The organism is Crossiella sp. NPDC003009, from assembly GCF_053591555.1.
In genome coordinates, this window is sequence record NZ_JBSFUA010000015.1 from 1 (window position 1) to 22,430 (window position 22,430).

The window sequence follows — 22,430 nt, forward strand, 5'->3', positions numbered from 1 at the left end:
GTGGTATTCTTTGGTGTTATTTTGGTTGTTTAATATTTGGTTTTTTTGTTTTGGGGGGTGTGGCGGGGCTTTTGTGGTGGGGGGGGGCCGGCCGCGCCCCGGGGGGGGCCCGGGCCCGTACCCATCGACTTACCCACTGGTGATGCCATTTGTACGTCGGGTCGTTGGAACTCGACATCCTGCTCGGCGACGTGCATTCGCTGAAGCAGAAGCGGTCGCTGGTCCGTCCGGTGATCGCCGAGATCCGCCGCAAGTTCGAGGTGTCCGCCGCCGAAGCCGGCCATCTGGACCTGCATCGCCGTGCCCTGGTCGGGGTGGCCCTGGTGGCCGCGGACCCCGGGCACGTCCGGGACGTGCTCGACGCCTGTGAGCGGCTGGTCGCCGCACGGCCCGAGCTGGAGCTGCTGTCGGCGCGCCGGCGCGTGCACGGCCCGGAAGACGAGTAACAGAGAAGGCAAGACCCGAGAAAGGGAGTGAGCGCCGTGGCCGACCAGGCCCGCGCCCGCAGGCTGGCCAAGCGGATCGCCCAGATCGTGGCCTCCGCGATCGAGCACCAGATCAAGGACCCGCGACTGGCGAAGGTGACGATCACCGACGCCAAGGTGACCGGAGACCTGCGCGACGCCACCGTGTACTACACCGTCCTCGGCGACACCGTGGACTCGCCGCCGGACCTCGCCGGTGCCGCGGCCGCACTCGCCAGCGCGACCGGTGTGCTCCGGTCACTGGTCGGGCAGGGCACCGGGGTGCGATTCACCCCGACGCTGGCCTTCATCGCCGACACCGTGCCGGACACGGCGCGGCAGATGGACGAGCTGCTGGCCAAGGCCAGGGAGGCCGACGCCGAGGTCGCGCGCATCGCCTCCGGGGCCAGCCCCGCCGGTGACGCCGACCCGTACCGCGCGCCGCGCGATGCGGACGAGGACGAGGCGGACGAGCCGGCTGACGGTGAGCTTCGCCACCGCTGAACAGCGCGGATATCGCCGGAAGGCATGGACGTGACCTGGGGTTGTGGGCAAGGCTGACCCCCTGAGGTCAGCTACAGCAGCAGGACTGTCGCGGAGGTGAGCGCCCTGGCCGGCGAACGTGGAGCGGTGGCCCCGCCCGAGCTCGAGGTGGCGGCGGCTGCCCGGCTGCTGGCCGACGCCACCGACGTCACCCTGCTCGGACACGTGAACCCGGACGCGGACGCCCTCGGCAGCGCCCTCGCCCTCGGCCTCGCCCTGCATCGCCTGGGCAAGACCGTCCGGGTGTCCTTCTCCGCACCGGACCGGGCGCCCGAGGCATTGGTCGCCCTCGACACCGCGCACCTGCTGGTCCCGCCGTCGCAGGTGCCCGAGGTGCCGCCGGTGCTGGTCGCCATGGACACCGGCAGCCTTGCTCGCCTGGGCTGGCTGGGCGAACGGGTGCCGCGGATCATCGCCGAGGGCGGACACGTCGTGGTCATCGACCACCACGCCTCGAACACCCGCTACGGCACCCACCACATCGTCGACGATCGCGCCGAGTCGACCACGGTCCTGGTCCTGCGCCTCCTGGACGAACTGGGCGTCGAACTGGACCCCGACATCGCCCGCTGCCTGTACGCCGGCCTGGTCACCGACACCAGCTCATTCCGCCGGGCCCGCCCCCAGACCCACGAACTGGCCGCGCGCCTGCTCGCGGCGGGCGTGGACGCCGAGGCGACCGCCCGCCCCCTGATGGACCACCACCCGTTCGCCTGGCTGGGCATGCTGTCGACCGTGCTGGGCGGCGCCCAGCTGGAACCGGACGGCGCGCGCGGCTTCGGGCTGGTGCACGCGGTGGTGCGGTTGCGCGACGTGACCGGCCTGCGCAGCGAGGACGTGGACAGCATCGTCGACGTGGTGCGCAGCACCGCCGAGGCCGAGGTCGCAGTCGTGATCAAGGAGATCGGCGATCAGGAGTGGTCGCTGTCGATGCGCGCGGTCGGCAGGGTCAACGTGGGTGCGGCAGCGCAGGCGTTGGGCGGCGGCGGGCACCGGTTGGCGGCGGGCTGCACGATGCGCGGATCGCTGGAACAGGTGCTCGACGAGGTTCGCGCGGCATTGAACGCGGCTCCGTTGCTGTAGCCGAGCGGAGACGACGCGGCGCAGGGCCTGATGGGAACCGGCTTGCCGCGACGGTCGGTATGCGGCTCGCGCGCAAACACCGCGATTGTGTGCGATGCCTGGCCGAAGCTGCGCTGAACGCCAGCAGGAGCTGCACTGGGCCGATGCCGATGCCGATGCCGATGCCGATGCCGATGCCGATGCCGATGGCAATGGCTGGTGGCGACGCCCAGAGCTGATGGTTGGCGGGCATGCCAGCGCCGCAAGCTGGCGCGGTTTCGTGGTCGCTGGGCGCTGAGTGAGACTTTGGTGCACGGGAGTTTCGCGCTGTCCAGTTGCTCCTTCGTGGAGAATCCTTGCTGATCAGGTGCGTTGGCGGGCGCGGAAGGCCGCCACATGGACGCGGTTGGCGCAGCGGGCGGAGCAGAAGCGTTTGGCGCGGTTTGTCGAGGTGTCGACGAAGTAGGTGGCGCAGTCCTCGGCGGCGCAGTGGCCCCAGCGGTCCAGGCCGTGGCGCACTACCGCTTGGGCCAGGCCCCAGGCGGCGGCCGCGGCGACTTCCTGGGCGGGTGGGGCGTCGGGTTCGGCGACGTGGATGTGCCAGTTGGGGACCTCCTCGCCGTCGCCGTGACCGGACAGGCGTGGGCGCGGCGGGTGCGCGGCCAGGAGGGTGTTCACCCTGCTCAGGACGGCATCGGGGTCGTTGTTGACGGCGGCTGCCAGTGCCTGGCGGAGGGCGGTGGCGACGGTGCGGAGGGCGTCCAGGTCGGCTTCGGTGGTGCGGTCGGCCCACCAGGGCTCGTCGTGCAGGGCGGCGCGGAGGTCGGTCAGGTTGTCCAAGCTCGCGTTGGCGAGGCGGAGGGCCACGTCGAGGTAATCGGCGTTGTCCATTGTCGGTCCTTACGTCTACGCTGCCGGATGTCAGGGGCCAAATCGCTATCAGCACCTTACCGGGAGGTTGGCGTGGAGCAGGTTCCGCTGCGGAGAGTGCTCTCGTTGGCGCTGCCCGCGTTGCTGGTGCTCGCCGCGGAACCGCTCTACCTGCTGGTCGACACCGCGGTGGTCGGTCGGCTGGGCGCGGTGCCGCTGGCCGCGCTCGCGGTGGGCGGCGTGGTGCTCGCGCAGGTGTCGACGCAGCTGACCTTCCTCTCCTACGGAACCACCGCGCGGGCCGCTCGCCTGCACGGGGCCGGGCGACGGGCGGAGGCGGTCGCCGAGGGCGTGCAGGCGACCTGGCTGGCGTTGTTGCTGGGGGCGGTGCTGGTGCTGCTCGGACAGCTGTTCGCCGGGCCGGTGGCGCGGGTGCTTGCGGGGGAGGGGCCGATCGCGGACTCCGCCGTCTCCTGGTTGCGGATCGCGCTGTTCGGGGCACCACTGATCCTGGTCACGATGTCGGGCAACGGCTGGATGCGCGGCGTGCAGGACACCGCGCGGCCGATGCGCTACGTGCTGTTCGGCAACGCGCTCTCCGCCGTGCTGTGCCCGGTGTTCGTGCACGGTCTTGGTGAGTTCGACGGCTGGGGCCTGGAGGGGTCCGCGGTGGCCAACGTGCTCGCGCAGGCCGTCTCCGCGGTGCTGTTCGTGCGCGCGCTGGCGGTGGAGCGGGTGCCGTTGCGGCCGCACTGGCGGAGCATGGCCGCGCAGCTCGGGCTTGGCCGCGACCTGGTGCTGCGCAGCCTGGCCTTCCAGGCCTGCTTCGTCTCGGCGGCCGCGGTGGCGGCGCGGACCTCGGCGGCGACCGCGGGGGCGCATCAGGTGGTGTTGCAGCTGTGGACGTTCCTGGCGTTAGTGCTCGACTCGCTGGCCATCGCCGCGCAATCGTTGGTCGGGGCGGAGCTGGGCGCCGGCCGGGCAGGGCGGGCTCGGGCACTGGCCGGGCAGATGACCCGGTACGGGCTGGTGTTCGGGATCGCGCTCGGGGTGCTGTTCGCGGCGTTGTCCGGGGTGCTGCCGCAGGTGTTCACGCCGGATGCCGGGGTGCTCGCCGAGGTGCCGCACGCCTGGTGGTTCTTCGTGGCGTTGCAGCCGGTGGCGGGGGTGGTGTTCGCGCTGGACGGGGTGCTGCTCGGGGCGGGTGACGCGGCGTTCCTGCGCACCGCGACCCTCTTGTCAGCGGCGCTGGGTTTCCTGCCGCTGGTGTGGGCGTCCATGGTCTTCGGCTGGGGACTGCTCGGAATCTGGACGGGGCTCACCGCGTTCATGTTGTTGCGGCTGGCCGCGGTGCTGTGGCGGGCCGGCAACGGGCGCTGGGCGGTGGTCGGCGCCGTGCGCGACTGAGTGCGCTCGTGGGTCTGTGGGACAGCACACGTCTCAGCTTGATAACGCCAACGAGTGATCATCCGATGTCTAGAGTGGGCCAGCGTCGGCCGCACTCTTTTCCCGACTTCGCATCGTGATTCCTGCTGTTCTCTGGAGGGTTTTCTTGTCGGCCGAGCGTGCCCGCCGTCAGGCGTGGCTGGTCTGGTCCATCGCGGTAATGGTGTACGTGGCCGCTGTCTTCCACCGCACCTCACTCGGGGTCGCCGGACCCCAGGCCGCCGAGCGCTTCGGCGTCGGCCCGGCCGCGCTCGGGGTGTTCACCGTGCTGCAGATCGGCGTCTACGCCGCCATGCAGATCCCCACCGGCCTGCTGGTCGACCGGTTCGGGCCGCGCCGGGTGCTCACCGCGGCCGCGCTGCTCATCGGCGCCGGGCAGATGCTGTTCGCGCTCGCCGAGACCTACCCGCTCGCGCTCACCGCCCGCGCCGTGCTCGGCTGCGGTGACGCGATGACCTGGGTCAGCCTGCTCCGCCTGATCGCCGGGCACTTCCCCGCGCGCAAGTACGCCGTGGTGGTCTCGGTCTCCGCCGCGCTCGGCGGTGCGGGCAACCTGGCCTCGACCGTGCCGCTGACCATGCTGCTCGACAACGTCGGTTGGACCCTGACCTTCCTGGTCGCGGGCGGTCTGACCACCGCCTACGCCGTGCTGGCCGGCACCAGGCTGCGCGATGTGCCAGCCGGCGCGCCCGCACCGGCGGGCGAGCCTGTGCCGCTGCGCGCGGTCGGCCGGTCCGTGGCCGCGGCCTGGCGGATCCCGGGCACCCGGCTGGGGTTCTGGGTGCACTTCTCCACCATGTTCGCCCCGGCCGTGCTCGGCCTGCTCTGGGGCTACCCGTACCTGACCGAGGCGCAGGGGCTGAGTCCGCACGTGGCCAGCGCCATGCTCGGGGTGCTGGTGCTCGGCGCGATCGTCGGCGGGCCGCTGTTCGGCTCGCTCATCGGCCGCCGTCCGGAGCTGCGCATGCCGCTGGTGGTGGGCTTCCTCGGCGGTGCCGTGCTGACCTGGACGGTGCTGCTGGGCTGGCCGGGTGGGCAACCGCCGATCGTGCTCGTCGCGCTCGCCCTGGTGGTGCTCTCGCTGGGCGGACCGGCCTCCACGGTCGCCTTCGCGCTGGCCCGCGACTACAACTCGCTGCGCACCGTCGGCACGGCGACCGGCCTGGTCAACGTGGGTGGCTTCACCGCGACCACGATCGCCGCGCTCAGTGTCGGGCTGCTGCTCGAGCTCGCCGCGCCGCTCGGCTCCGCCGGCAAGTTCCAGGTCGCGCTCTCGGCGATCCTGCTGGTGCTGCTGTTCGGCACCTGGCGGACCGCGGTGTGGTGGCGGCGTGCTCGCGCGGTGGTGCTCGCCGCGGCCGCGCGGGGCGAGGAGGTGCCGGTCCAGCTGCGCGCGCGCCGCTGGGACGACCTCGCCGCCGTGCCCGTGCCGGCCGCTGCTTAGGATCGCGCCTCGTGACCCGAGCTGAACGCGCCTCACGTCCCCCCGTGCCACCCGGTCTTGTCGTGGTGGACAAGCCGAGCGGGATGACCTCCCACGACGTCGTGGCGCGGGTGCGCCGGATCATGGGCACCCGCAAGGTCGGGCACGCGGGCACGCTCGACCCGATGGCCACCGGCGTGCTCGTGCTCGGCATCGAGCGCGCGACCAAGCTGCTCGGCCATCTCGCCCTGGACACCAAGGCCTACCTGGCCTGCATCCGTCTCGGCGCGGCCACCACCACTGACGACGCCGAGGGCGAGGTGACCTCGGCCGCCGACGCCTCCGCGGTGTCCGAGGACGCGGTACGTGCGGAGATCGCCAAGCTCACCGGCGACATCCTGCAGGTGCCCAGCTCGGTCAGCGCGGTCAAGATCGACGGTCAGCGGGCCTACGCGCGGGTGCGCGCGGGCGAAGAGGTCGTGCTGGAGCCGCGGCCGGTCACCGTGGCCCGCTTCGACCTGCTCAACCTGCGCCGTGAGGGCGAGTTCACCGACCTCGACGTGCTGGTCGAGTGCTCCTCCGGCACCTACGTGCGCGCCCTGGCCCGCGACATCGGCCGCGAGCTGGGCGTGGGCGGGCACCTCAGCGCGCTGCGCCGCACCAGGGTCGGCCCGTTCGGCCTGGCCGTGGCGCGCACGCTGGAGAAGCTGGAGGAGCAGCCGCAGCTGAGCCTGGACCTGGACGCCGCGGTCGCCACCGCCTTCCCCCGCTGCGACGTCGACGCGGGCGCCGCCGCCGCACTCGCGCACGGCGGCGCGCTGCCCGCGGCGGGCATCGACGGCACCTACGGGGTGTTCGCGCCCTCCGGGAAGGTGATCGCGCTCGCCAAGGACAACGCGGGCCGGGCCAAGCCGCTCGTGGTGCTCGCCCCGTCCGGCTGACGATCACGGGGCACCGTAGGCTCGCCTCGTGCAACGGTGGCGCGGACTGGACAACCTGCCTGGAGGCTGGGGACGCTGTGTGCTGACCGTCGGGGTTTTCGACGGCGTGCACCGCGGTCACCAGCAGCTCATCGCCCGAGCCGTCGAGCTGGCCAGGGAACGCGGCCTGCCCAGCGTGGTGATGACCTTCGACCCGCATCCGTCCGAGGTCGTCCGCGCCGGCAGCCACCCGGCGCAGCTGACCACTCTGGCCAGGCGCGCCGACCTGGTCGAGGAGCTCGGCGTCGACGTGTTCTGCGTGCTGCCGTTCAACCCCGACCTCTCCAGGCTGCCCGCCGACGAGTTCGTGCACGAGCTGCTGGTGGAGCGGCTGCACGTGGCCGCGGTGGTGGTCGGGGAGAACTTCCGCTTCGGTCACCGCGCCGCCGGGGACGTCGAGCTGCTGCGCTCCCTAGGCGGGCGGTTCGGCTTCGTCGCCGAGGGTGTGCGCCTGCTCGCGGAGGACTCGGTCACCTTCTCCTCCACCTACATCCGCGCTTGCATCGACGCTGGTGACGTGGCCGCGGCGGCCGCCGCGCTGGGGCGTCCGCACCGGCTGGAGGGCATCGTGGTGCGCGGGGACCAGCGGGGCAGGTTGCTCGGTTTCCCCACCGCCAACCTCTCTAGTCAACTGCATTCCGCGGTGCCGGCCGACGGTGTGTACGCGGGTCGTCTGGTGCATGTCGGGCACGTCAGCCACGGGGTGCCCGGCGAGGTCCGCTCGCTGCCCGCGGCCATCTCGGTGGGCACCAACCCGACCTTCTCCGGCCGGGAACGCCGGGTCGAGGCCTACGTGCTCGACATCAACGAGGACCTCTACGGCGAACGCGTCGCGCTGGACTTCGTGCACCGCCTGCGCGCCACCGAGCGCTACGACAACGTCGACGCGCTCATCGCACAGATGCACCTGGACGTCGCGCGGACGCGGGAACTGCTCGCCAACGAGTGAGCCCTCGGCGGGTGCACTTGCGAACGCCTCGGCGGTTCGCGCCGGTCCAGGGCGTCCGACCTGGCAGGATTCAAGCCGCTGAAACGCAGGTCGCCGGGGACCGAGCCAACTGGGAGTGCAATAGCAGTGGAGGAACAGAAGATCGTCCAGCGCAACCTCGCGCTTCAGCGTGAGTGGTACGGCGAACCGCTGGGAGACCGGGTCCGGCGGCTGGTCGTCGCCTACGACATCTCCCAGGCGCAGCTGGCCGACGTGCTCGGCATCAGCGCGCCGATGCTCAGCCAGGTGATGAGCGGCCGGCGCGCGAAGATCGGCAACCCCTCGGTGCTCGCCCGGATGGTCATGCTCGAGCGGCGGGTGCTCACCCCCGGCGTCGCCGCTGGTGAGAAGGCCGCCATCGCCGAGGCGCTGGTGCAGGTCCGGGACTCCCGGCCCAAGGTGAGCATGGACACTCTGCCGGTGGACGAGGGCCGGGCCGAACAGGCCACGCTCAACCGGCTGCGCGACCTGGCCGTCGCCGAGGAGCTCAGCGGCGCCGCCGACCTGCTGTCCACCCGCTACCCGGCGCTGGCCGACCTGCTGCGCCGGGCCGCGGAGGAGTCCTGAGCCAGGCGCGGCTGTTCACCGCGATCTGGCCGCCGCCTGAGGTGACCGGTCATCTTGCCGCGCACATCGGAGCCGGTGCGGGGGCTGGCCCGAATGGTTCGGCCGACGACACCGGTTTGACTAATGACACCGGTTCAACCGGTAGTACTGGTTCAACCGGTGCGGACACCGGTTTGAGCGGTGTGGGCGCGGGCGCGCGGGCCGAGCCGATCGAGCGCTGGCACCTCACGCTGTGCTTCCACGGACCGGACTCCGTCGAGGACCGCACCGCCTCCCTGGCGCGACGGCTGCCCGGACTGCGCGCGCCACGGCTGTGCGTCAGCGGATGGGGTGAGTTCCGCGGCGTGCTGTGGGCCGGGATCGAGTACGCGAGCCCGGCCGACGAGCAGGCGCTGCGCGCCCTCGCCGTCGCCGCGGGCGCCGACCCGGAGCGCTACCACCCGCACCTGACCCTGCTGCGGTGGTCCGGCGACCGTCCGGAAACACGTTCGCTGACCACCCGGCTGACCGACTACACTGGCCCCTGGTGGACACCAGCGGAGGTCGCCCTGGTCCGCAGTGACCGGACCCCGCTCGGGCCCAGCTATCACTCTGTGGCGCGGCTCGCCCTGACGGGCTGAGACGCACTGCGCCGAACGGCTGCTACCCTCAATCTTTGGGTCCGGCTGCGTTCCGTGGCGGCCGGCACCGTCCAACCCCCGCCTGATCGGCGAGGGGTCCGCACGGAACGAGTGAAGTACAGGAGAAACACGCGTGGCACTGTCCACTGACCAGAAGAAGACCATCCTCGGCGAGTACGCCACCCACGAGGGCGACACCGGTTCGCCGGAGGCCCAGGTGGCCCTGCTGAGCAAGCGCATCAGCGGCCTCACCGAGCACCTCAAGACCCACAAGCACGACCACCACTCGCGTCGCGGACTGCTGCTGATGGTCGGCCGCCGCCGTCGCCTGCTGGACTACCTCAAGAAGAGCGACATCGAGCGCTACCGCTCGCTGATCGCCCGTCTCGGCCTGCGCCGCTGACTTGAGACCGAGGGGGAGTGGCCTGGCCGCTCCCCCTCGGTACATCACGACCGCGCGCTCAAGGCGCGCGCATGGGCTGGATGCAGTAGAAAGCCAGCCAGACCGAACAAGGGCCCGCGCCGTCCCAGGCAGCGGAGGTGAGGACGCCGGTCCTCGGTAGTGGTTCCCGGGCAGGACGCCCGGGGGCTTCGATCGAAGACCGGCAGACGTTCGTCGCGACACTTCCGCCGGGACAGCCGCGTGGTGGCCCTACATGAGAGAGAAACAAAGAGGAGTAACCACGTGACCGATGTCGAGATCTACGAATCGACCGCTGTCCTGGACAACGGCAAGTTCGGCACCAGGACCGTTCGCTTCGAGACCGGCCGCCTGGCCCGTCAGGCCGCGGGCAGCGTCGTCGCCTACCTGGACGACGAGACCATGCTGCTCTCCGCGACCACGGCGTCCAAGCACCCCAAGGACCACCTCGACTTCTTCCCGCTGACGGTGGACGTCGAGGAGCGCATGTACGCCGCGGGCCGCATCCCCGGCTCGTTCTTCCGCCGCGAGGGCCGTCCCTCCACCGACGCGGTGCTCACCTGCCGCCTCATCGACCGGCCGCTGCGCCCGTCCTTCGTGGACGGCCTGCGCAACGAGATCCAGGTCGTCGTCACGGTGATGAGCCTCGCGCCCAGCGACCTGTACGACGTGCTGGCGATCAACGCCGCCTCCGCCTCCACCCAGCTCGCCGGCCTGCCCTTCTCCGGGCCGATCGGTGGCACCAGGGTCGCCCTGATCGAGGGCCAGTGGGTCGCCTTCCCGACCCACGAGCAGCTGGAGAACGCCGTCTTCGACATGGTCGTGGCCGGCCGCATCGTCGGTGACGACGTCGCGATCATGATGGTCGAGGCCGAGGCCACCGAGAAGACCATCGAGCTGGTCGCCGGTGGCGCCGCCGCGCCCACCGAGCAGGTGGTGGCCGCTGGTCTGGAGGCCGCCAAGCCGTTCATCCGGGTGCTGTGCGAGGCCCAGCAGGAGCTGGCCGGCAACGCCGCCAAGGAGACCGCGGACTACCCGGTCTTCCTGGCCTACGAGGCCGACGTCCTGGCCGCCGTCGAGGCCGCCGTGGCCGCCGACCTGGCGCAGGCGCTCACCATCGCGGACAAGCAGGAGCGCGAGTCCCGCCTGGACGAGCTCAAGGTCAAGGTGCTGGACACGCTCGTGCCCGACGCCGACGCCGAGCTCGCCGGCCGGGAGAAGGAGATCGGCGCGGCCTTCCGCTCGCTGACCAAGAAGTCGGTGCGCCAGCGGATCCTGCGCGACAAGGTCCGCATCGACGGCCGCGGGGTCAGCGACATCCGCAGCCTCGGCGCCGAGGTCGCGGTCATCCCGCGGACCCACGGCTCCGCGCTGTTCGAGCGCGGCGAGACCCAGATCCTGGGTGTCACCACGCTGAACATGCTGCGCCTCGAGCAGCAGATCGACTCGCTGTCGCCCGAGACGCACAAGCGCTACATGCACCACTACAACTTCCCGCCGTACTCCACCGGTGAGACCGGCCGCGTCGGCTCCCCGAAGCGGCGCGAGATCGGCCACGGCGCGCTGGCCGAGCGGGCGCTCATGCCCGTGCTGCCCACCCGCGAGGAGTTCCCCTACGCGATCCGCCAGGTCTCCGAGGCGCTGGGCTCCAACGGCTCCACCTCGATGGGCTCGGTGTGCGCCTCCACCATGTCGCTGTTCAACGCCGGTGTGCCGCTGAAGGCGCCGGTCGCGGGTATCGCCATGGGCCTGGTCTCCGACGAGGTCGACGGCAAGACGCGCTACGTCGCGCTGACCGACATCCTCGGTGCCGAGGACGCCTTCGGTGACATGGACTTCAAGGTCGCCGGCACCAAGGAGTTCATCACCGCGCTCCAGCTCGACACCAAGCTCGACGGCATCCCCTCCGACGTGCTCGCCGGTGCGCTCGACCAGGCCCGCGACGCTCGGCTCACCCTGCTGGAGGTCATGGCCGAGGCCATCGACCGCCCGGACGAGATGAGCCCGTACGCGCCGCGCGTGACCTCGGTGACCATCCCGGTCGACAAGATCGGCGAGGTGATCGGGCCGAAGGGCAAGATGATCAACTCGATCACCGACCAGACCGGCGCCGACATCTCCATCGAGGACAACGGCACCATCTACGTCGGGGCCGCGGACGGTCCGTCCGCGCAGGCCGCGATCGACATGATCAACGCCATCGCCAACCCGCAGCTGCCGAAGGTCGGCGAGCGCTTCCTGGGCACCGTGGTCAAGACCGCGGCCTTCGGCGCGTTCGTCTCGCTGCTGCCGGGCAAGGACGGCCTGGTGCACATCTCCAAGCTGGGCAACGGCAAGCGGATCAACAAGGTCGAGGACGTGGTCAAGGTCGGTGACAAGCTCCGCGTGGAGATCGCCGACATCGACCAGCGCGGCAAGATCAGCCTCGTCGTGGTGAACGAGGAGGACGCCGCCAAGGCCGCCGACGCCAAGACCGAGGGTGCGGACGCCACCCCGGAGCCGGCTGACGCGTGACGTCGCGGGACGACAACAGGGCAGGGGGCGCTTCCGGCGCCCCCTGCGCCGTATCGGAGGACTTTGTGACCGAGGTGTTGGAGCGCACCTCGGAGGACTGCGCAGTGCAGCGCACCATGCTGCCGGGCGGCCTCCGGGTGATCACCGAACAACTGCCGGGCGTGCGCTCGGCGTCGGTGGGGATCTGGGTGGCCATCGGCTCCCGGGACGAGCCGCCGGAGGTCGCCGGCGCCGCGCACTACCTGGAACACCTGCTGTTCAAGGGCACCAAGCGGCGCGACGCGGTGCAGATCGCGGAGGAGATCGACGCGGTCGGCGGTGAGCTGAACGCCTTCACCGCCAAGGAGCACACCTGCTACTACGCGCACGTGCTCGACGCGGACCTGCCGCTGGCGGTGGACCTGGTCGGGGACGTGGTCTTCGACGCGGTGTGCGCCGATGCGGACATGGAGCTGGAACGCGGCGTGGTCCTGGAAGAGATCGCCATGCGCGACGACGACCCGGAGGACCTGCTGCACGAGGCCTTCTGCACCGCGATGCTCGGCGACCACCCGCTCGGGCGGCCGGTGCTCGGCTCCGAGGAGTCGATCACCGCGATGAGCCGGGACGCGCTCTACGGCTTCTACCGGGACAACTACACCCTGCCCCGGATGGTGCTGGCCGCGGCCGGCAACGTGCGGCACGAGCAGGTGCTGGAGCTGGCCCGGACCGCGCTCGGCGACCGCCTGGTCGGCAGTCCGCCGCCGCAGCCGCCGCGGGTCGGCGTCGCGGAGATCACCCGGGGGCCGCGGCTGGTGCTCTGCGAGGACGACACCGAGCAGGCGCACCTGATGCTCGGCGTGCCCGCGCTGGACCGGCATGACGAACGGCGCTTCGCCCTCGGCGTGCTCAACGCGGCGCTGGGCGGCGGGATGAGCTCGCGGCTGTTCCAGGAGGTGCGGGAGCGGCGCGGACTGGCGTACTCGGTGTACTCCTCGGTCGCCGCCTACGCCGACACCGGGCATCTCGCGGTGTACGCGGGTTGTCAGCCGGAGCGGCTCGGCGCGGTAGCGGGCGTGGTGCGCTCGGTGCTCACCGGCATCGCCAGGGACGGGCTGCGGCCCGCCGAGGTGGCCAGGGGCAAGGGGCAGCTGCGCGGTGGCCTGGTGCTGGGGCTGGAGGACACCAGTTCGCGGATGTCACGGATCGGCAAGGGCGAGCTCAACTACGGCGACCACCTCACCGTGGAGGAGACCCTCTCGCGGATCGACTCGGTGACCTCGGAGCAGGTGGCCGAGCTCGCGCGGGAGTTGTTGGAACGCCCGCTCAGCGCCGCGGTGGTCGGCCCGTACGCTTCTGCCGACGACCTGCCGAACGAGGTGCACGAGGTGATCGCATGACGGCCCCCGCCCAGTCCGAGGCACATTCCGCCGACGAGCCGATTCGCGTCGGGGTGCTCGGCGCGCGCGGCCGGATGGGCGCCGAGGTGTGCCGCGCGGTGGACGCCGCGCAGGACATGGAGCTGGTCGCCATGGTCGACGAGGGCGACTGGCTGGCCAGTGTCGGCGACGCCGGCGCCGAGGTGGTCGTCGACTTCACCCACCCCAGCGTGGTGATGGACAACATCCGCTACTGCGTCGAGCAGGGCATCCACAGCGTGGTGGGCACCAGCGGGTTCGACGACCAGCGGTTGGCGGAGATCCGCGGCTGGCTGCGGGACAAGCCGGAGCTGGGCGTGCTGGTGGCGGCGAACTTCGCCATCGGCGCGATCCTGTCGATGCGGTTCGCCGAGCTGGCCGCGAAGTACTACGAGTCGGTGGAGATCGTCGAGCTGCACCACGCGCGCAAGGCCGACGCGCCCTCCGGCACCGCGGCCCGCACCGCCCGGCTCATCGCCGAGGCCAGGGTCAAGGCGGGCATGGGGCCCATCCCGGACGCCACCACGCAGGAGCAGGACGGCGCGCGCGGCGCGGACGTCGACGGCATCCGGGTGCACTCGCTGCGGTTGTCCGGCCTGGTCGCGCACCAGGAGGTGCTCTTCGGCACCGCGGGGGAGACGCTGACCATCCGGCACGACTCGCTGGATCGCAGCTCGTTCATGCCGGGGGTGCTGCTGGGCATCCGCGCGGTGCGCGGCCGGCCGGGGCTGACCCTCGGCCTGGAATCCCTGCTCGATCTGTGACCGCCCGCCGATGAACGCACGCAGAGTCGCCTACATCCTCACCGCCGTGCTCGCGGTGTACTTGGTGCTGCTGGCCGAACGCGCCTACACCCTGGTCACCTCGGGCACGGCGGTGGGCGCGGTGCTGGGCCTGGCCATCCTGATCCTGCCGATCCTGGGCGCCTGGATGGTGCTGGCGGAGCTGCGCTTCGGCAGCCGGACCGAGACCCTGGCCCGCCGCCTGGATGAGGCGGGTGAACTGCCGGATGTCAGCGGCCTGCCGCGACGGCCGTCGGGACGGGTGGAGCGGGACGCGGCGGACGCCTGGTTCGCCGAGCGCAAGGCCGAGGTGGACGCGGCGCCGGAGGACTGGCGCGGCTGGTTCAAGCTCGCCCAGGCCTACGACCTCGCCGGGGACCGGCGGCGGGCGCGCGAGGCGATGCGCAAGGCCATCGAACTGGGCAACGCCTGACCGCGACTGGCGGTCGGCGTGGTCAGATCAGCCAGCCGCTGATCAGGGCAGGGGCCGCGGCCAGTGCCGCGAAGCGGGCGAAGCGGCCGATCAGGCAGGCCGAGACGAAGTTCAGCAGGGACACCCTGGCGACTCCGGCGATGACCGCGATCGCCGCGTACGGCGGCACGCTCGCGGTCGCGCTCAGCAGCATCACCGAGTACGACCAGCCCGGCCTGCGCGCGCACACCTCGCGGAAGCGGTCCAGCCGCTCGCCCCACTTGCCCCGCGGGCGGTCCGGGTCGCGGTCGCGGCGCAGGAACTTGGGCAGGGTGATGTCGCCGCGGCCGGCGTAGAAGTACAGCAGCTTGCCCGCGACCTGACCGACGGCCACGACCAGGCCCATCGCCCACCACGGCAGGTCCGGCTGGGCCAGGACCACGCCGAGCACGTACGCCTCGAGCACGATGATGGGGATCAGCGCCGACGCGATGCCCATGCCCAGGCTCAGCGCCAACCACATCAGCACACCGCGCTCCCGCCTTCTCCGCGTCAGCCTACCCGGCGGCCGCTGACAAGCGGTGACCTGCGGGATCAGTCCACCAGGGACAACTCCAGCGACCCCGTCAGCCGGAACTCGCGCAGCGGCCTGCCACCGGCGTCCAGGGTGCGGACCGTGCCGTCGGTGTCCCAGCCCGCGGCGCGGAAGAAGTTCATCGACGCCTGGTCCGCCTCGGCCACCCAGGTCACCCCACGCTGCGCGCCCGCGGCCCGCAGCGTGGCCGCGGCCGTGCCCAGCAGCCGGCCGGCGTGGCCGCGACGGCCCCACCGGGGCTCCACCAGCAGCACGCTGACCAGCGCGGTGGTCTCGGCGTCCACCGGCATCGCGCCGTCCGCGGCGGCGATCTCCTCGGCGGGTGCCGGGCCAGCGGCGCAGAAGCCGACCACCCACTCGCCCTCGGTGGCCACCAGCACCGTGGCCGGGCCGGAGGTCACCGCCTCCAGCCACAGCCGCTCGGTCTCCTCGACGTCCAGCCCGGCCAGCACCTCGGCGGGCAGGATCGTCGCGTAGGCGGTCTGCCAGGTGACCCGTTGGATGCGGGCGATCTCGGCGGCGTCAGTGGGGAGTGCGGGCCGGACGGCGGCGTCTGCCATGCGACACAACCTATCCGGTTGACCAGCCCGATATAATTTAGGTAAGGCTAACCAAAGCAGTCGTTTCCTTGGGGGTTGTCATGAGCGAAGGATCCGCCGCCGCACCGAGCACACCCGCCGAGCTGGCCCGCCTGGCCTTCGGGTTCGCCTACACCCACGTCCTGCGGGTCGCGCTGGAACTGGGCCTGCCGGAGCTGCTCGCCGAAGGCCCTCGGGAGCTGGCCGAGCTCGCCGCCGCGACCGAGACCCACCCGCCGTCGCTGTCCCGCCTGGTCCGGGCGCTGGTCGCGCTCGGTCTGGTCGAGGAGCGGGACGGCGTGCTGCACCTGAGTGAGCTTGGTCAGTGCCTGCGCCGGGAGGTCCCCGGCTCCATCCGCGGCGTGGTCGAGCTGGCGCTGGACCCGGTGCTCAGCCAGGCCTGGACCGAGCTGACCCACACCGTGCGCACCGGCGAGACCGCCTTCGACCGCGTGCACGGCCACGGCCTGTTCGAGCACCTGGACCGCGACCCGGCCGCCGCGGCCGCCTTCCACCGGGTCATGGCCGGCTCGACCCGGATGGTCGCGCCCTCACTGGCCGCGGCCTACGACTTCAGCGCGGTGCACACCCTGGTCGACGTCGGCGGCGGGGACGGCACCCTGCTCGCCGCGCTGCTCACCGCGCACCCGCACCTGCGCGGCACGGTCTACGACACGCAGGCCGCGGTCAGCGCCGCTCCCGCCCTGCTGGCCGCGGCGGGCGTGGCCGATCGGGCGATCGCCCTGGGCGGGGACTTCTTCGCGGGGGTGCCCGAGGGGGCGGACCGCTACCTGCTCAAGAGCATCCTGCACGACTGGTCGGATGAGGACTCGGTGACGATCCTGCGGCACTGCCGCGCGGCGATGGGACCGGAGGGGCGGGTGCTGGTCGTCGAGCCCGTGCTGCCGGTCGACCTCCGCGAGCAGGGCGCGCTGAGCGCGGTGATGAGCGACATGCAGATGCTCGCGCTCACCCCGGGCCGGGAGCGCACCCTGGCCGAGTTCAGCCGCGTGTTCGCCGACAGCGGGCTCACCCTCGCCGAGGCGTACCCGCTGCCGGAACGTCCGGAGATGCACGTGCTGGAGGCGCGGCCGGTCTGAGCCCGAGCGGTGACGGAGGCGGACCCGCGCGCCCGCCTCCGTCACCGTGACGAAAGGCCGTTCGGGGTGCTCAGACCCCGGCGACCTGCTTGATCCAGCTGCGCAGGCCGGTGATGTCGGCGTAGCCGCCGAAACCGTCGTTCTGGGTGGGCTTGTGGCCGATCGAGCAGACGCCGACCTGCACGCCGTTGACGATGATCGGGCCGCCGGAGTCACCGCCGGCCACCTCGCCGTTGTTGCGCACGCAGATCAGGGTGTTGTCCCCGTGGCAGCCCAGCGAGGCCACCGAGCCGGTGGCGTACTTCAGGTTCTCCGGCAGCGGGCCGGACCAGTCGGACTTGGTCGCGCCCCAGCCGTAGTTGGTGTCCGCGGACCCGACCCGCACCGAACCGGCCGCGCCGAGCTGGGAGTAGGTGGTGTTGATGTCGCGGTCGAGCTGCACCAGGCTCACGTCGTTGCGGCCGCTGTAGTTGACCAGCCGGGTCGCCTTGGCGGTCTGGCCGCCGCTGCTGCGCTTGAGCGAGCCGACCCGGACGCTGAAGCTCGCGACCGGTCGCTGCGTGCAGTGCTTGGCGGTGAGCACCCAGCGTGGCGCGATGATCGTGGCGGTGCAGGTGTGGCTGCCGTTGTAGGCCAGCGAGACGATCCAGGGAATGTTCTGGGTGACGGTGCCGCCGCGCACGATGAACGGCTCGGCGCCGGAGTCCCCGGCCGGGGTGGTGGTCTCGGGGGCCAGGGGGTGGGCGACGGTGGCCTCGGGCACGGCGGTGTTGTCAGCGGCGGTGGCGGCCGGGGCGGTGGCGGCGGTCGCGCAGACGAACAGGGCCAGCACGGTGGCGCGCAGGAGCTTCGTTGTTCCTCGCATGGTGTGTCCTTCACAGGGGTGGCGGCGCACAGGGATGCGGCGGCGGTAGCCTGGCCGCAGGGTCGAGTGTGCGAGCGGGACACCGGTGGCGGATCCCTTCGGAGGGACCGTGGAATTCGTCGAAAAACGGGTTCTCTAGACAAGCAGAGGGGCGCCACCCCGGCCGGATGGCGCCCCTCCTTGCTGCCCCTCGGTCGTCAGACGCCCGCGTAGGAGCGGATCCAGTCGCGGAAGAGCGCGACGTTGGTGTAGCCGGCCCAGCCACTGCCGGCCGGCTTGTGGCCGATGGCGCACACGCCGCCCTGGATCATCTGGCCGGTGCGCGGGCTGCGCACGTACACCGGGCCGCCGGAGTCGCCGCCGGCGATGCTGCCGTTGGTCTGCGTGCACAGCACCCTCGGGGTGGCCGAGGCGCAGTTGGCGTCGGAGACCTTGCCGTCGGCGTACTTCAGGCGCTCGGGCAGCGGGCCGGACCAGTCCGCCTTCTCCGAGCCCCAGCCGTAGGCGGTGGCCGCCTGGTTGGTGGCGATGTCCGCGCTGGTGGCCAGCACCGAGTAGGTGGTGTTGATGCTGGTGTTCAGCTCGACCAGGGCGATGTCGGCGTTCGGCCAGGCGTAGCTGGGGTGCTTGATCACCCGGCGGGCGGTGGCGGTGGTGCCGCCGCTGCTGCGGGTCAGCGAGCCGACCCGCACCGAGTAGGTGCCCGCCGCCTCGACGCAGTGCGCCGCGGTGAGCACCCAGCGGGCCGCGATGATGCTGGAGGTGCAGGTGAAGCCGCCGTTGCGGTGCAGGGCGGAGATCCACGGCTTGGCGGAGCTGACGAAGCCGCCGCCGACGATGAGCGGATCCACGTCCTGGGTGGTCGTGGGCGCGGCCGCGGCGGGCAGGGCGCCGAGCAGCAGGGAACCGCTCACCGCGATGGTGGCCAGGATGGAACGCAGGGTCTTCTTCCCTCGCATGGTCAAACCCCTCGATCGGCGAACCGCCGGGCCAAGGCAGGGGAGCCGCGGCGGTTCGGAATGGTGAAACCGGACAGAGTGTGGGTGGCCTCACACTTACGGGTGAACCCATCGAACGGCGGGTAGGCCACGGAGTTTTGAACAAACGTTCTCGCCTGCCGGGATCATCAGGACTCGCCGGGATTTGTCAGGGGCGGCTGCGATGATCGGCCGGGTGCAGACCATGAGCCCCGCCGCGGCCCGGCGCACCGCCCTGGCCGCCCAGGGATTCGCCGATCCGCGACCCACCTCGACCCCGACCCGGCGGCACCTGCAACGGGTGCTGGACCGGACCCAGCTGATCCAGCTCGACTCGGTCAACGTGGCGGTCCGCGCGCACTACGCGCCGCTGTTCAGCAGGCTCGGCGCCTACCCGACCGAGCTGCTGGACGAGGCCGCCTGGTCGCACAGCGCGCGCAGGCCGCGGCTGCTGGTGGAGTACTGGGGACATGAGGCGAGCGTGCTGCCGGTGGCGGACTGGCCGCTGTTCCGGTGGCGGATGAACCACTACGAGTCGTTGCGCGGCAGGCACTGGAAGGCCGCGGTGGACACCCCCGAGCTGGTGGCCGACGTGCTGGCCGCGGTCAAGGAGCTGGGGCCGGTCGGCGCGGGCGCGCTCGAGAAGGAGCTCGGCGGGCAGGGACGCGGGCCGGGGGCCTGGTGGGAGCGCTCGGAGGTGAAGATGGTCTGCGAGTACCTCTTCGCCGTCGGCGGGCTGACCACCGGCACCCGGCGCTCGTTCGAGCGGCTCTACGACCTGCCGGAGCGGGTGATCCCGCCGGAGGTCCTCGGCCGGCCGGAGCTGCCGGTGGACGTGGCGCACCGCGAGCTCATCCTGCGCTCGGCGGTGGCGCTGGGCGTGGCCACCGAGACCGACCTGCGCGACTACTACCGGCTGCCGGTGGCCGGCGCCCGGCAGGCGGTGGCCGAGCTGGTCGAGGAGGGCGAGCTGGAACCGGTCGAGGTACTCGGCTGGGGGCGGCAGGCCTATCGGCATGTGCGGGCGCGCACTCCGCGCAAGGTGGCCGCGCGGGCGCTGCTGTGCCCGTTCGACCCGCTGATCTGGGAACGGGCCCGCACCGAGCGGATGTTCGGCTTCCACTACCGGATCGAGATCTACGTGCCGGCGCCGAAGCGGGTGCACGGCTACTACGTGTTCCCGTTCCTGCTCGATGAACAGCTGGCGGCGCGGGTGGACCTCAAGGCGGACCGGGCGGCCGGACTGCTGCGGGTGCCCGGTGCGTTCCTGGAGGAGGGGCCGGGGCAGCACCCGAGGGCGCGGGTGGTGGCCGAGCTGGCCGAGGAGCTGACGCTGATGGCGCAGTGGCTGGGGTTGTCCGGGGTGGCGGTGGGCGGGCGCGGCGACCTGGCCGTGGACCTGGCCGCCGCGCTCCGCTGATCCCCCGACCGCCACCACCCCCGGGGCGATCCGGTGCGGGCGCGACCTACCAGGAGGAGGTCGTCACCACGACGTTGCCGTAGCCGGTGCGGCCGGTGATGCGCAGGGTCAGGTCATCCGGCGGGTTGTCGCCGCGGATGTCCAGCTCGCTGCGCGCCTGCCCGTAGCTGGACTCCAGGTCCAGCTCGGCGGCCACGCCGGGCCGGATCGCGATGCGCAGCTCGCCGGAGCCGGTGCGCAGTTCGAGCTTGCCCTCGGCGGCGTCGGCCACGGTCAGGTCGCCGGTGCCGGTGCGCACCCGCACATCGGCCTGCACCGCGCCCAGCCACACGCTGCCGCGGCTGGTGGTCAGCTCGCTGGGCCCGCCGACCGAGGAGACCTCCAGGTCCCCGCTGCCACTGCGGGCGCGCAGCCCACCGAGCATCGGGCCGAGCCGGACGCTGCCGGAGCCCGCGTTGACCGAGGCGGCGCCGTCGGCGCGGTCCACCGCGATCTGCCCGGTGCCGGTGTTGACATCCAGGCGGTTCGCCGCGCCGGTCACCGTGACGTCGCCGGAGCCGCTGTGCGCGGTCACGTGCGAGCCGCTGGGCGCCTGCACCTCCACCTTCACCGGGACCATGCGCAGCGGCAGGTCGGACGGGGTGCGCACGCGCAGCCGGTTGCCGGTGAACTCCACCGTGGTCCGGCGCAGCACCTCCGCGCCGATGTCGGCGGGCTCGCGGTCCGCGGCGCCGCTCATGCCACCCGCGCCGAACTGGTCGGTGACCCAGGTGAGCAGGCCGGTGAGCTGGTTGCCGAAGCCGGTGCCGGAGTCGGGGTCGTGGGTGAGCCGCACGTGCACCCCCGGCTGGTCCGACAGGCGCACCTCGATCCGGCCGGAGCCGATCTCCACGTGCAGTTCGGCCGGTCCCTCGGCGGCGAACTCCTCGGTCCGGCTCGCCGTGTGACCGGTGCCGGTGCTGTCCTCGGTCATGGTCGCATCCACCCCTCTCTCAGCCCTGCACCCAGCCGCGCAACCGGCTGTTCGTCGCCTCGCGCTGTTCACTCTGCCGCTCCTGACGCCACTCGTGACGTCGCGACCGCTCACCCGTGCCCTGTCCCTGCAACGCCCCCTGCACGGCCTGGGACAGCCAGGAGTTCAGCGAGACGCCCTGCGCGTTCGCCGCCTTCTCCGCCTTGCCCTTGAGCTCCTCGAACAGCCGCAGCGTGATCCGGCTGATGTCGCCGCCCTCGCCGAGCCCCGGCTGCGGCGGTGGGGGCGGCGGAGGCGGTGGCGGCACCGAATCCGCAGGTCGGGAGCTGCTCCGTCCGGCGGCGGGGGTGACCACGACCCGCACATCCCTGCCGTCGAGGCGCACGTCCACCACCTGTCCGTCCAGGTTCGCGGTGACCTCGGCCGCCAGGTCGGACAACGCGTTCATCAGGGCCAGCCGAGCCGCCGGTTCCAGCGCGGCGGCCAGCACGGCCGCGGTCCGCCGGGTCTGCTCGTCCCCGGCCGAGGCGGCGGTGGTCAGGTCCTCCCGCAGTCTGGTGACGTAGCTCGTGAGATCCATGACGTCACCATGCCGTCATATCTGACGTCAGTCAAGGACCGGATGGCGGCACCGTGCCGTCGAGCGGCTCCGGCGGCACGGCGAACTACTGTGTTCGGCGTGACGGAGACGGTGCGGCCGAAGGTCCAGCTCATCGCGAAGACCGAGTTCTTCCCGCCGGCCGACGTGCCGTGGACCACCGACGCCGACGGCGGCGAGGCGCTCGCGGAGTTCGCCGGTCGCGCCTGCTACCAGTCCTGGAGCAAGCCGAACCCGGCCACCGCCGACAACGCCGGCTACCTGCGGCACATCCTGGAGGTCGGCCACCTGTCCGTGCTGGAGCACGGCTCGGTCAGCTTCTACCTCACCGGCCTGTCCCGCTCGCTCACCCACGAGCTGATCCGGCACCGGCACTTCTCCTACTCCCAGCTCTCCCAGCGCTACGTGCCCGAGCACGACGCCGCGATGGTGGAGCCGGAGATCATCGCTGAGGACCCGGAGTTGCACCAGAAGTTCCTGGCCGCGGCGCAGGCCAGCGTGGCCGCCTACAACGAGCTGCTGGCCGGGCTGGAGCGCAAGTTCGCCGGTGTCGCGAACGCCACCCTGCGCCGCAAGCAGGCCCGGCAGGCGGCGCGCGCGGTCCTGCCCAACGCCACCGAGACCCGGATCGTGGTCACCGGCAACTACCGCGCCTGGCGGCACTTCATCGCGATGCGGGCCACCGAGCACGCCGATGTGGAGATCCGCTCGCTGGCCGTGGACTGCCTGCGCCAGCTGCAGAAGGTCGCCGTCAACGTCTTCAGCGACTTCGAGATCTCCACCCTCGCCGACGGCACCGAGGTCGCCTCCAGCCCGCTGGTCACCGAGGGGTGAG

25 protein-coding genes are annotated in these 22,430 nt (G+C 72.0%); 18 read left to right on the top strand and 7 right to left on the bottom strand.

Going from position 1 to position 22,430, the window contains the following annotated elements:
* The first annotated feature begins 149 nt into the window (after positions 1–149).
* The 4 genes from ACWDY5_RS18215 (at position 150) to ACWDY5_RS18230 (ending at position 2,367) form a co-directional block, all read left to right on the top strand.
* Positions 150–446, top strand: a complete 297-nt coding sequence (locus ACWDY5_RS18215; RefSeq protein ID WP_252480752.1) for a DUF503 domain-containing protein — start codon at positions 150–152, stop codon at positions 444–446.
* A gap of 36 nt (positions 447–482) precedes the next feature.
* On the top strand, positions 483–968 hold the full coding sequence (rbfA, locus tag ACWDY5_RS18220) for a 30S ribosome-binding factor RbfA (RefSeq protein ID WP_252480753.1): 486 nt from the start codon (positions 483–485) through the stop codon (positions 966–968).
* Positions 969–1,064: 96 nt separating this feature from the next.
* Positions 1,065–2,090 carry a DHH family phosphoesterase gene (locus ACWDY5_RS18225; RefSeq protein WP_449723355.1) on the top strand — a complete coding sequence of 342 codons (1,026 nt, stop codon included), beginning with the start codon at positions 1,065–1,067 and terminating at the stop codon, positions 2,088–2,090.
* A gap of 94 nt (positions 2,091–2,184) precedes the next feature.
* Entirely contained in the window at positions 2,185–2,367 is a 183-nt protein-coding gene (locus ACWDY5_RS18230; protein ID WP_449723356.1) for a hypothetical protein, read from the top strand.
* 65 nt (positions 2,368–2,432) lie between these two features.
* On the opposite strand, the gene ACWDY5_RS18235 is transcribed toward ACWDY5_RS18230, so the two are convergent.
* Positions 2,433–2,960: a CGNR zinc finger domain-containing protein gene (locus ACWDY5_RS18235; protein ID WP_449723357.1), complete on the bottom strand. Its 528-nt coding sequence runs from the start codon at positions 2,958–2,960 to the stop codon at positions 2,433–2,435.
* A 27-nt stretch (positions 2,961–2,987) separates the two neighbouring features.
* Here ACWDY5_RS18235 and ACWDY5_RS18240 point away from each other — a divergent pair, with 27 nt between their 5' ends.
* The 11 genes from ACWDY5_RS18240 to ACWDY5_RS18290 all read left to right on the top strand — a co-directional run bounded on the left by ACWDY5_RS18240 (position 2,988) and on the right by ACWDY5_RS18290 (position 14,510).
* A complete protein-coding gene (locus tag ACWDY5_RS18240) occupies positions 2,988–4,346 on the top strand; it encodes an MATE family efflux transporter (protein WP_449723358.1) in 1,359 nt (452 codons plus the stop codon).
* A gap of 199 nt (positions 4,347–4,545) precedes the next feature.
* Positions 4,546–5,829, top strand: a complete 1,284-nt coding sequence (locus tag ACWDY5_RS18245) for an MFS transporter (protein WP_449723478.1) — start codon at positions 4,546–4,548, stop codon at positions 5,827–5,829.
* A gap of 11 nt (positions 5,830–5,840) precedes the next feature.
* Positions 5,841–6,749 carry a tRNA pseudouridine(55) synthase TruB gene (gene truB, locus ACWDY5_RS18250; RefSeq protein WP_449723359.1) on the top strand — a complete coding sequence of 303 codons (909 nt, stop codon included), beginning with the start codon at positions 5,841–5,843 and terminating at the stop codon, positions 6,747–6,749.
* A 28-nt stretch (positions 6,750–6,777) separates the two neighbouring features.
* Positions 6,778–7,737, top strand: coding sequence for a bifunctional riboflavin kinase/FAD synthetase (locus tag ACWDY5_RS18255; RefSeq protein WP_449723360.1), 960 nt, complete (start codon positions 6,778–6,780; stop codon positions 7,735–7,737).
* A gap of 126 nt (positions 7,738–7,863) precedes the next feature.
* A complete protein-coding gene (locus tag ACWDY5_RS18260) occupies positions 7,864–8,343 on the top strand; it encodes an XRE family transcriptional regulator (protein ID WP_449723361.1) in 480 nt (159 codons plus the stop codon).
* Between the two features lie 182 nt (positions 8,344–8,525).
* Complete coding sequence (locus tag ACWDY5_RS18265) at positions 8,526–8,963, top strand: 2'-5' RNA ligase family protein (RefSeq protein ID WP_449723479.1); 438 nt, start codon at positions 8,526–8,528, stop codon at positions 8,961–8,963.
* A 133-nt stretch (positions 8,964–9,096) separates the two neighbouring features.
* Positions 9,097–9,366: a 30S ribosomal protein S15 gene (rpsO, locus tag ACWDY5_RS18270; protein WP_086785274.1), complete on the top strand. Its 270-nt coding sequence runs from the start codon at positions 9,097–9,099 to the stop codon at positions 9,364–9,366.
* Positions 9,367–9,648: 282 nt separating this feature from the next.
* Positions 9,649–11,898 (top strand): polyribonucleotide nucleotidyltransferase, encoded by a 2,250-nt coding sequence (locus ACWDY5_RS18275; RefSeq protein WP_449723362.1) that lies wholly within the window; start codon positions 9,649–9,651, stop codon positions 11,896–11,898.
* Positions 11,899–12,014: 116 nt separating this feature from the next.
* Positions 12,015–13,277 carry a M16 family metallopeptidase gene (locus tag ACWDY5_RS18280; protein ID WP_449723480.1) on the top strand — a complete coding sequence of 421 codons (1,263 nt, stop codon included), beginning with the start codon at positions 12,015–12,017 and terminating at the stop codon, positions 13,275–13,277.
* Positions 13,274–14,059 carry a 4-hydroxy-tetrahydrodipicolinate reductase gene (gene dapB / locus ACWDY5_RS18285; RefSeq protein WP_449723363.1) on the top strand — a complete coding sequence of 262 codons (786 nt, stop codon included), beginning with the start codon at positions 13,274–13,276 and terminating at the stop codon, positions 14,057–14,059. The genes ACWDY5_RS18280 and dapB overlap by 4 nt, the downstream gene beginning before the upstream one ends.
* 10 nt (positions 14,060–14,069) lie before the next feature.
* Complete coding sequence (locus ACWDY5_RS18290; RefSeq protein WP_449723364.1) at positions 14,070–14,510, top strand: hypothetical protein; 441 nt, start codon at positions 14,070–14,072, stop codon at positions 14,508–14,510.
* Between the two features lie 22 nt (positions 14,511–14,532).
* Here ACWDY5_RS18290 and ACWDY5_RS18295 read toward each other — a convergent pair whose 3' ends face one another.
* Positions 14,533–15,012, bottom strand: a complete 480-nt coding sequence (locus tag ACWDY5_RS18295) for a VTT domain-containing protein (protein WP_283666308.1) — start codon at positions 15,010–15,012, stop codon at positions 14,533–14,535.
* Positions 15,013–15,083: 71 nt separating this feature from the next.
* Entirely contained in the window at positions 15,084–15,644 is a 561-nt protein-coding gene (locus tag ACWDY5_RS18300) for an N-acetyltransferase family protein (RefSeq protein WP_449723365.1), read from the bottom strand.
* A gap of 80 nt (positions 15,645–15,724) precedes the next feature.
* Here ACWDY5_RS18300 and ACWDY5_RS18305 point away from each other — a divergent pair, with 80 nt between their 5' ends.
* A complete protein-coding gene (locus tag ACWDY5_RS18305) occupies positions 15,725–16,762 on the top strand; it encodes a methyltransferase (protein WP_449723366.1) in 1,038 nt (345 codons plus the stop codon).
* Positions 16,763–16,832: 70 nt separating this feature from the next.
* Here the strand turns inward: ACWDY5_RS18305 and ACWDY5_RS18310 are convergent, their stop codons facing one another.
* Together ACWDY5_RS18310 and ACWDY5_RS18315 are read right to left on the bottom strand one after the other, a co-directional pair.
* On the bottom strand, positions 16,833–17,627 hold the full coding sequence (locus ACWDY5_RS18310) for a S1 family peptidase (RefSeq protein WP_449723367.1): 795 nt from the start codon (positions 17,625–17,627) through the stop codon (positions 16,833–16,835).
* Between the two features lie 197 nt (positions 17,628–17,824).
* Positions 17,825–18,586 (bottom strand): S1 family peptidase, encoded by a 762-nt coding sequence (locus ACWDY5_RS18315; RefSeq protein WP_252480767.1) that lies wholly within the window; start codon positions 18,584–18,586, stop codon positions 17,825–17,827.
* A 202-nt stretch (positions 18,587–18,788) separates the two neighbouring features.
* On the opposite strand from ACWDY5_RS18315, the gene ACWDY5_RS18320 reads away from it, so the two are divergent.
* Positions 18,789–20,024, top strand: a complete 1,236-nt coding sequence (locus ACWDY5_RS18320) for a winged helix-turn-helix domain-containing protein (protein ID WP_449723368.1) — start codon at positions 18,789–18,791, stop codon at positions 20,022–20,024.
* 46 nt (positions 20,025–20,070) lie between these two features.
* Here the strand turns inward: ACWDY5_RS18320 and ACWDY5_RS18325 are convergent, their stop codons facing one another.
* Together ACWDY5_RS18325 and ACWDY5_RS18330 are read right to left on the bottom strand one after the other, a co-directional pair.
* The gene (locus ACWDY5_RS18325) at positions 20,071–20,997 is read right to left on the bottom strand and encodes a DUF4097 family beta strand repeat-containing protein (RefSeq protein ID WP_449723369.1); all 927 of its coding nucleotides are present in this window, start codon (positions 20,995–20,997) and stop codon (positions 20,071–20,073) included.
* Positions 20,998–21,016: 19 nt separating this feature from the next.
* Positions 21,017–21,577: a toxin-antitoxin system HicB family antitoxin gene (locus ACWDY5_RS18330; protein WP_449723370.1), complete on the bottom strand. Its 561-nt coding sequence runs from the start codon at positions 21,575–21,577 to the stop codon at positions 21,017–21,019.
* A gap of 99 nt (positions 21,578–21,676) precedes the next feature.
* Between ACWDY5_RS18330 and thyX the strand changes: the two genes are divergently transcribed.
* The gene (thyX, locus tag ACWDY5_RS18335; RefSeq protein ID WP_449723371.1) at positions 21,677–22,429 is read left to right on the top strand and encodes an FAD-dependent thymidylate synthase; all 753 of its coding nucleotides are present in this window, start codon (positions 21,677–21,679) and stop codon (positions 22,427–22,429) included.
* Position 22,430 lies beyond the last annotated feature (1 nt).

Excerpts from the sequence above, each read along its gene's own strand:
- ACWDY5_RS18290 (WP_449723364.1), top strand. The coding sequence starts at position 14,070 with ATGAACGCACGCAGAGTCGCCTACATCCTCACCGCCGTGCTCGCGGTG.
- ACWDY5_RS18300 (WP_449723365.1), bottom strand. The coding sequence starts at position 15,644 with ATGGCAGACGCCGCCGTCCGGCCCGCACTCCCCACTGACGCCGCCGAG.
- ACWDY5_RS18315 (WP_252480767.1), bottom strand. The coding sequence starts at position 18,586 with ATGCGAGGGAAGAAGACCCTGCGTTCCATCCTGGCCACCATCGCGGTG.
- ACWDY5_RS18325 (WP_449723369.1), bottom strand. The coding sequence starts at position 20,997 with ATGACCGAGGACAGCACCGGCACCGGTCACACGGCGAGCCGGACCGAG.
- ACWDY5_RS18235 (WP_449723357.1), bottom strand. The coding sequence starts at position 2,960 with ATGGACAACGCCGATTACCTCGACGTGGCCCTCCGCCTCGCCAACGCG.
- ACWDY5_RS18330 (WP_449723370.1), bottom strand. The coding sequence starts at position 21,577 with ATGGATCTCACGAGCTACGTCACCAGACTGCGGGAGGACCTGACCACC.
- ACWDY5_RS18240 (WP_449723358.1), top strand. The coding sequence starts at position 2,988 with ATGTCAGGGGCCAAATCGCTATCAGCACCTTACCGGGAGGTTGGCGTG.
- ACWDY5_RS18310 (WP_449723367.1), bottom strand. The coding sequence starts at position 17,627 with ATGCGAGGAACAACGAAGCTCCTGCGCGCCACCGTGCTGGCCCTGTTC.
- ACWDY5_RS18245 (WP_449723478.1), top strand. The coding sequence starts at position 4,546 with ATGGTGTACGTGGCCGCTGTCTTCCACCGCACCTCACTCGGGGTCGCC.
- ACWDY5_RS18320 (WP_449723368.1), top strand. The coding sequence starts at position 18,789 with ATGATCGGCCGGGTGCAGACCATGAGCCCCGCCGCGGCCCGGCGCACC.
- dapB (WP_449723363.1), top strand. The coding sequence starts at position 13,274 with ATGACGGCCCCCGCCCAGTCCGAGGCACATTCCGCCGACGAGCCGATT.
- ACWDY5_RS18295 (WP_283666308.1), bottom strand. The coding sequence starts at position 15,012 with ATGTGGTTGGCGCTGAGCCTGGGCATGGGCATCGCGTCGGCGCTGATC.
- ACWDY5_RS18230 (WP_449723356.1), top strand. The coding sequence starts at position 2,185 with ATGCCTGGCCGAAGCTGCGCTGAACGCCAGCAGGAGCTGCACTGGGCC.
- ACWDY5_RS18280 (WP_449723480.1), top strand. The coding sequence starts at position 12,015 with ATGCTGCCGGGCGGCCTCCGGGTGATCACCGAACAACTGCCGGGCGTG.
- ACWDY5_RS18305 (WP_449723366.1), top strand. The coding sequence starts at position 15,725 with ATGAGCGAAGGATCCGCCGCCGCACCGAGCACACCCGCCGAGCTGGCC.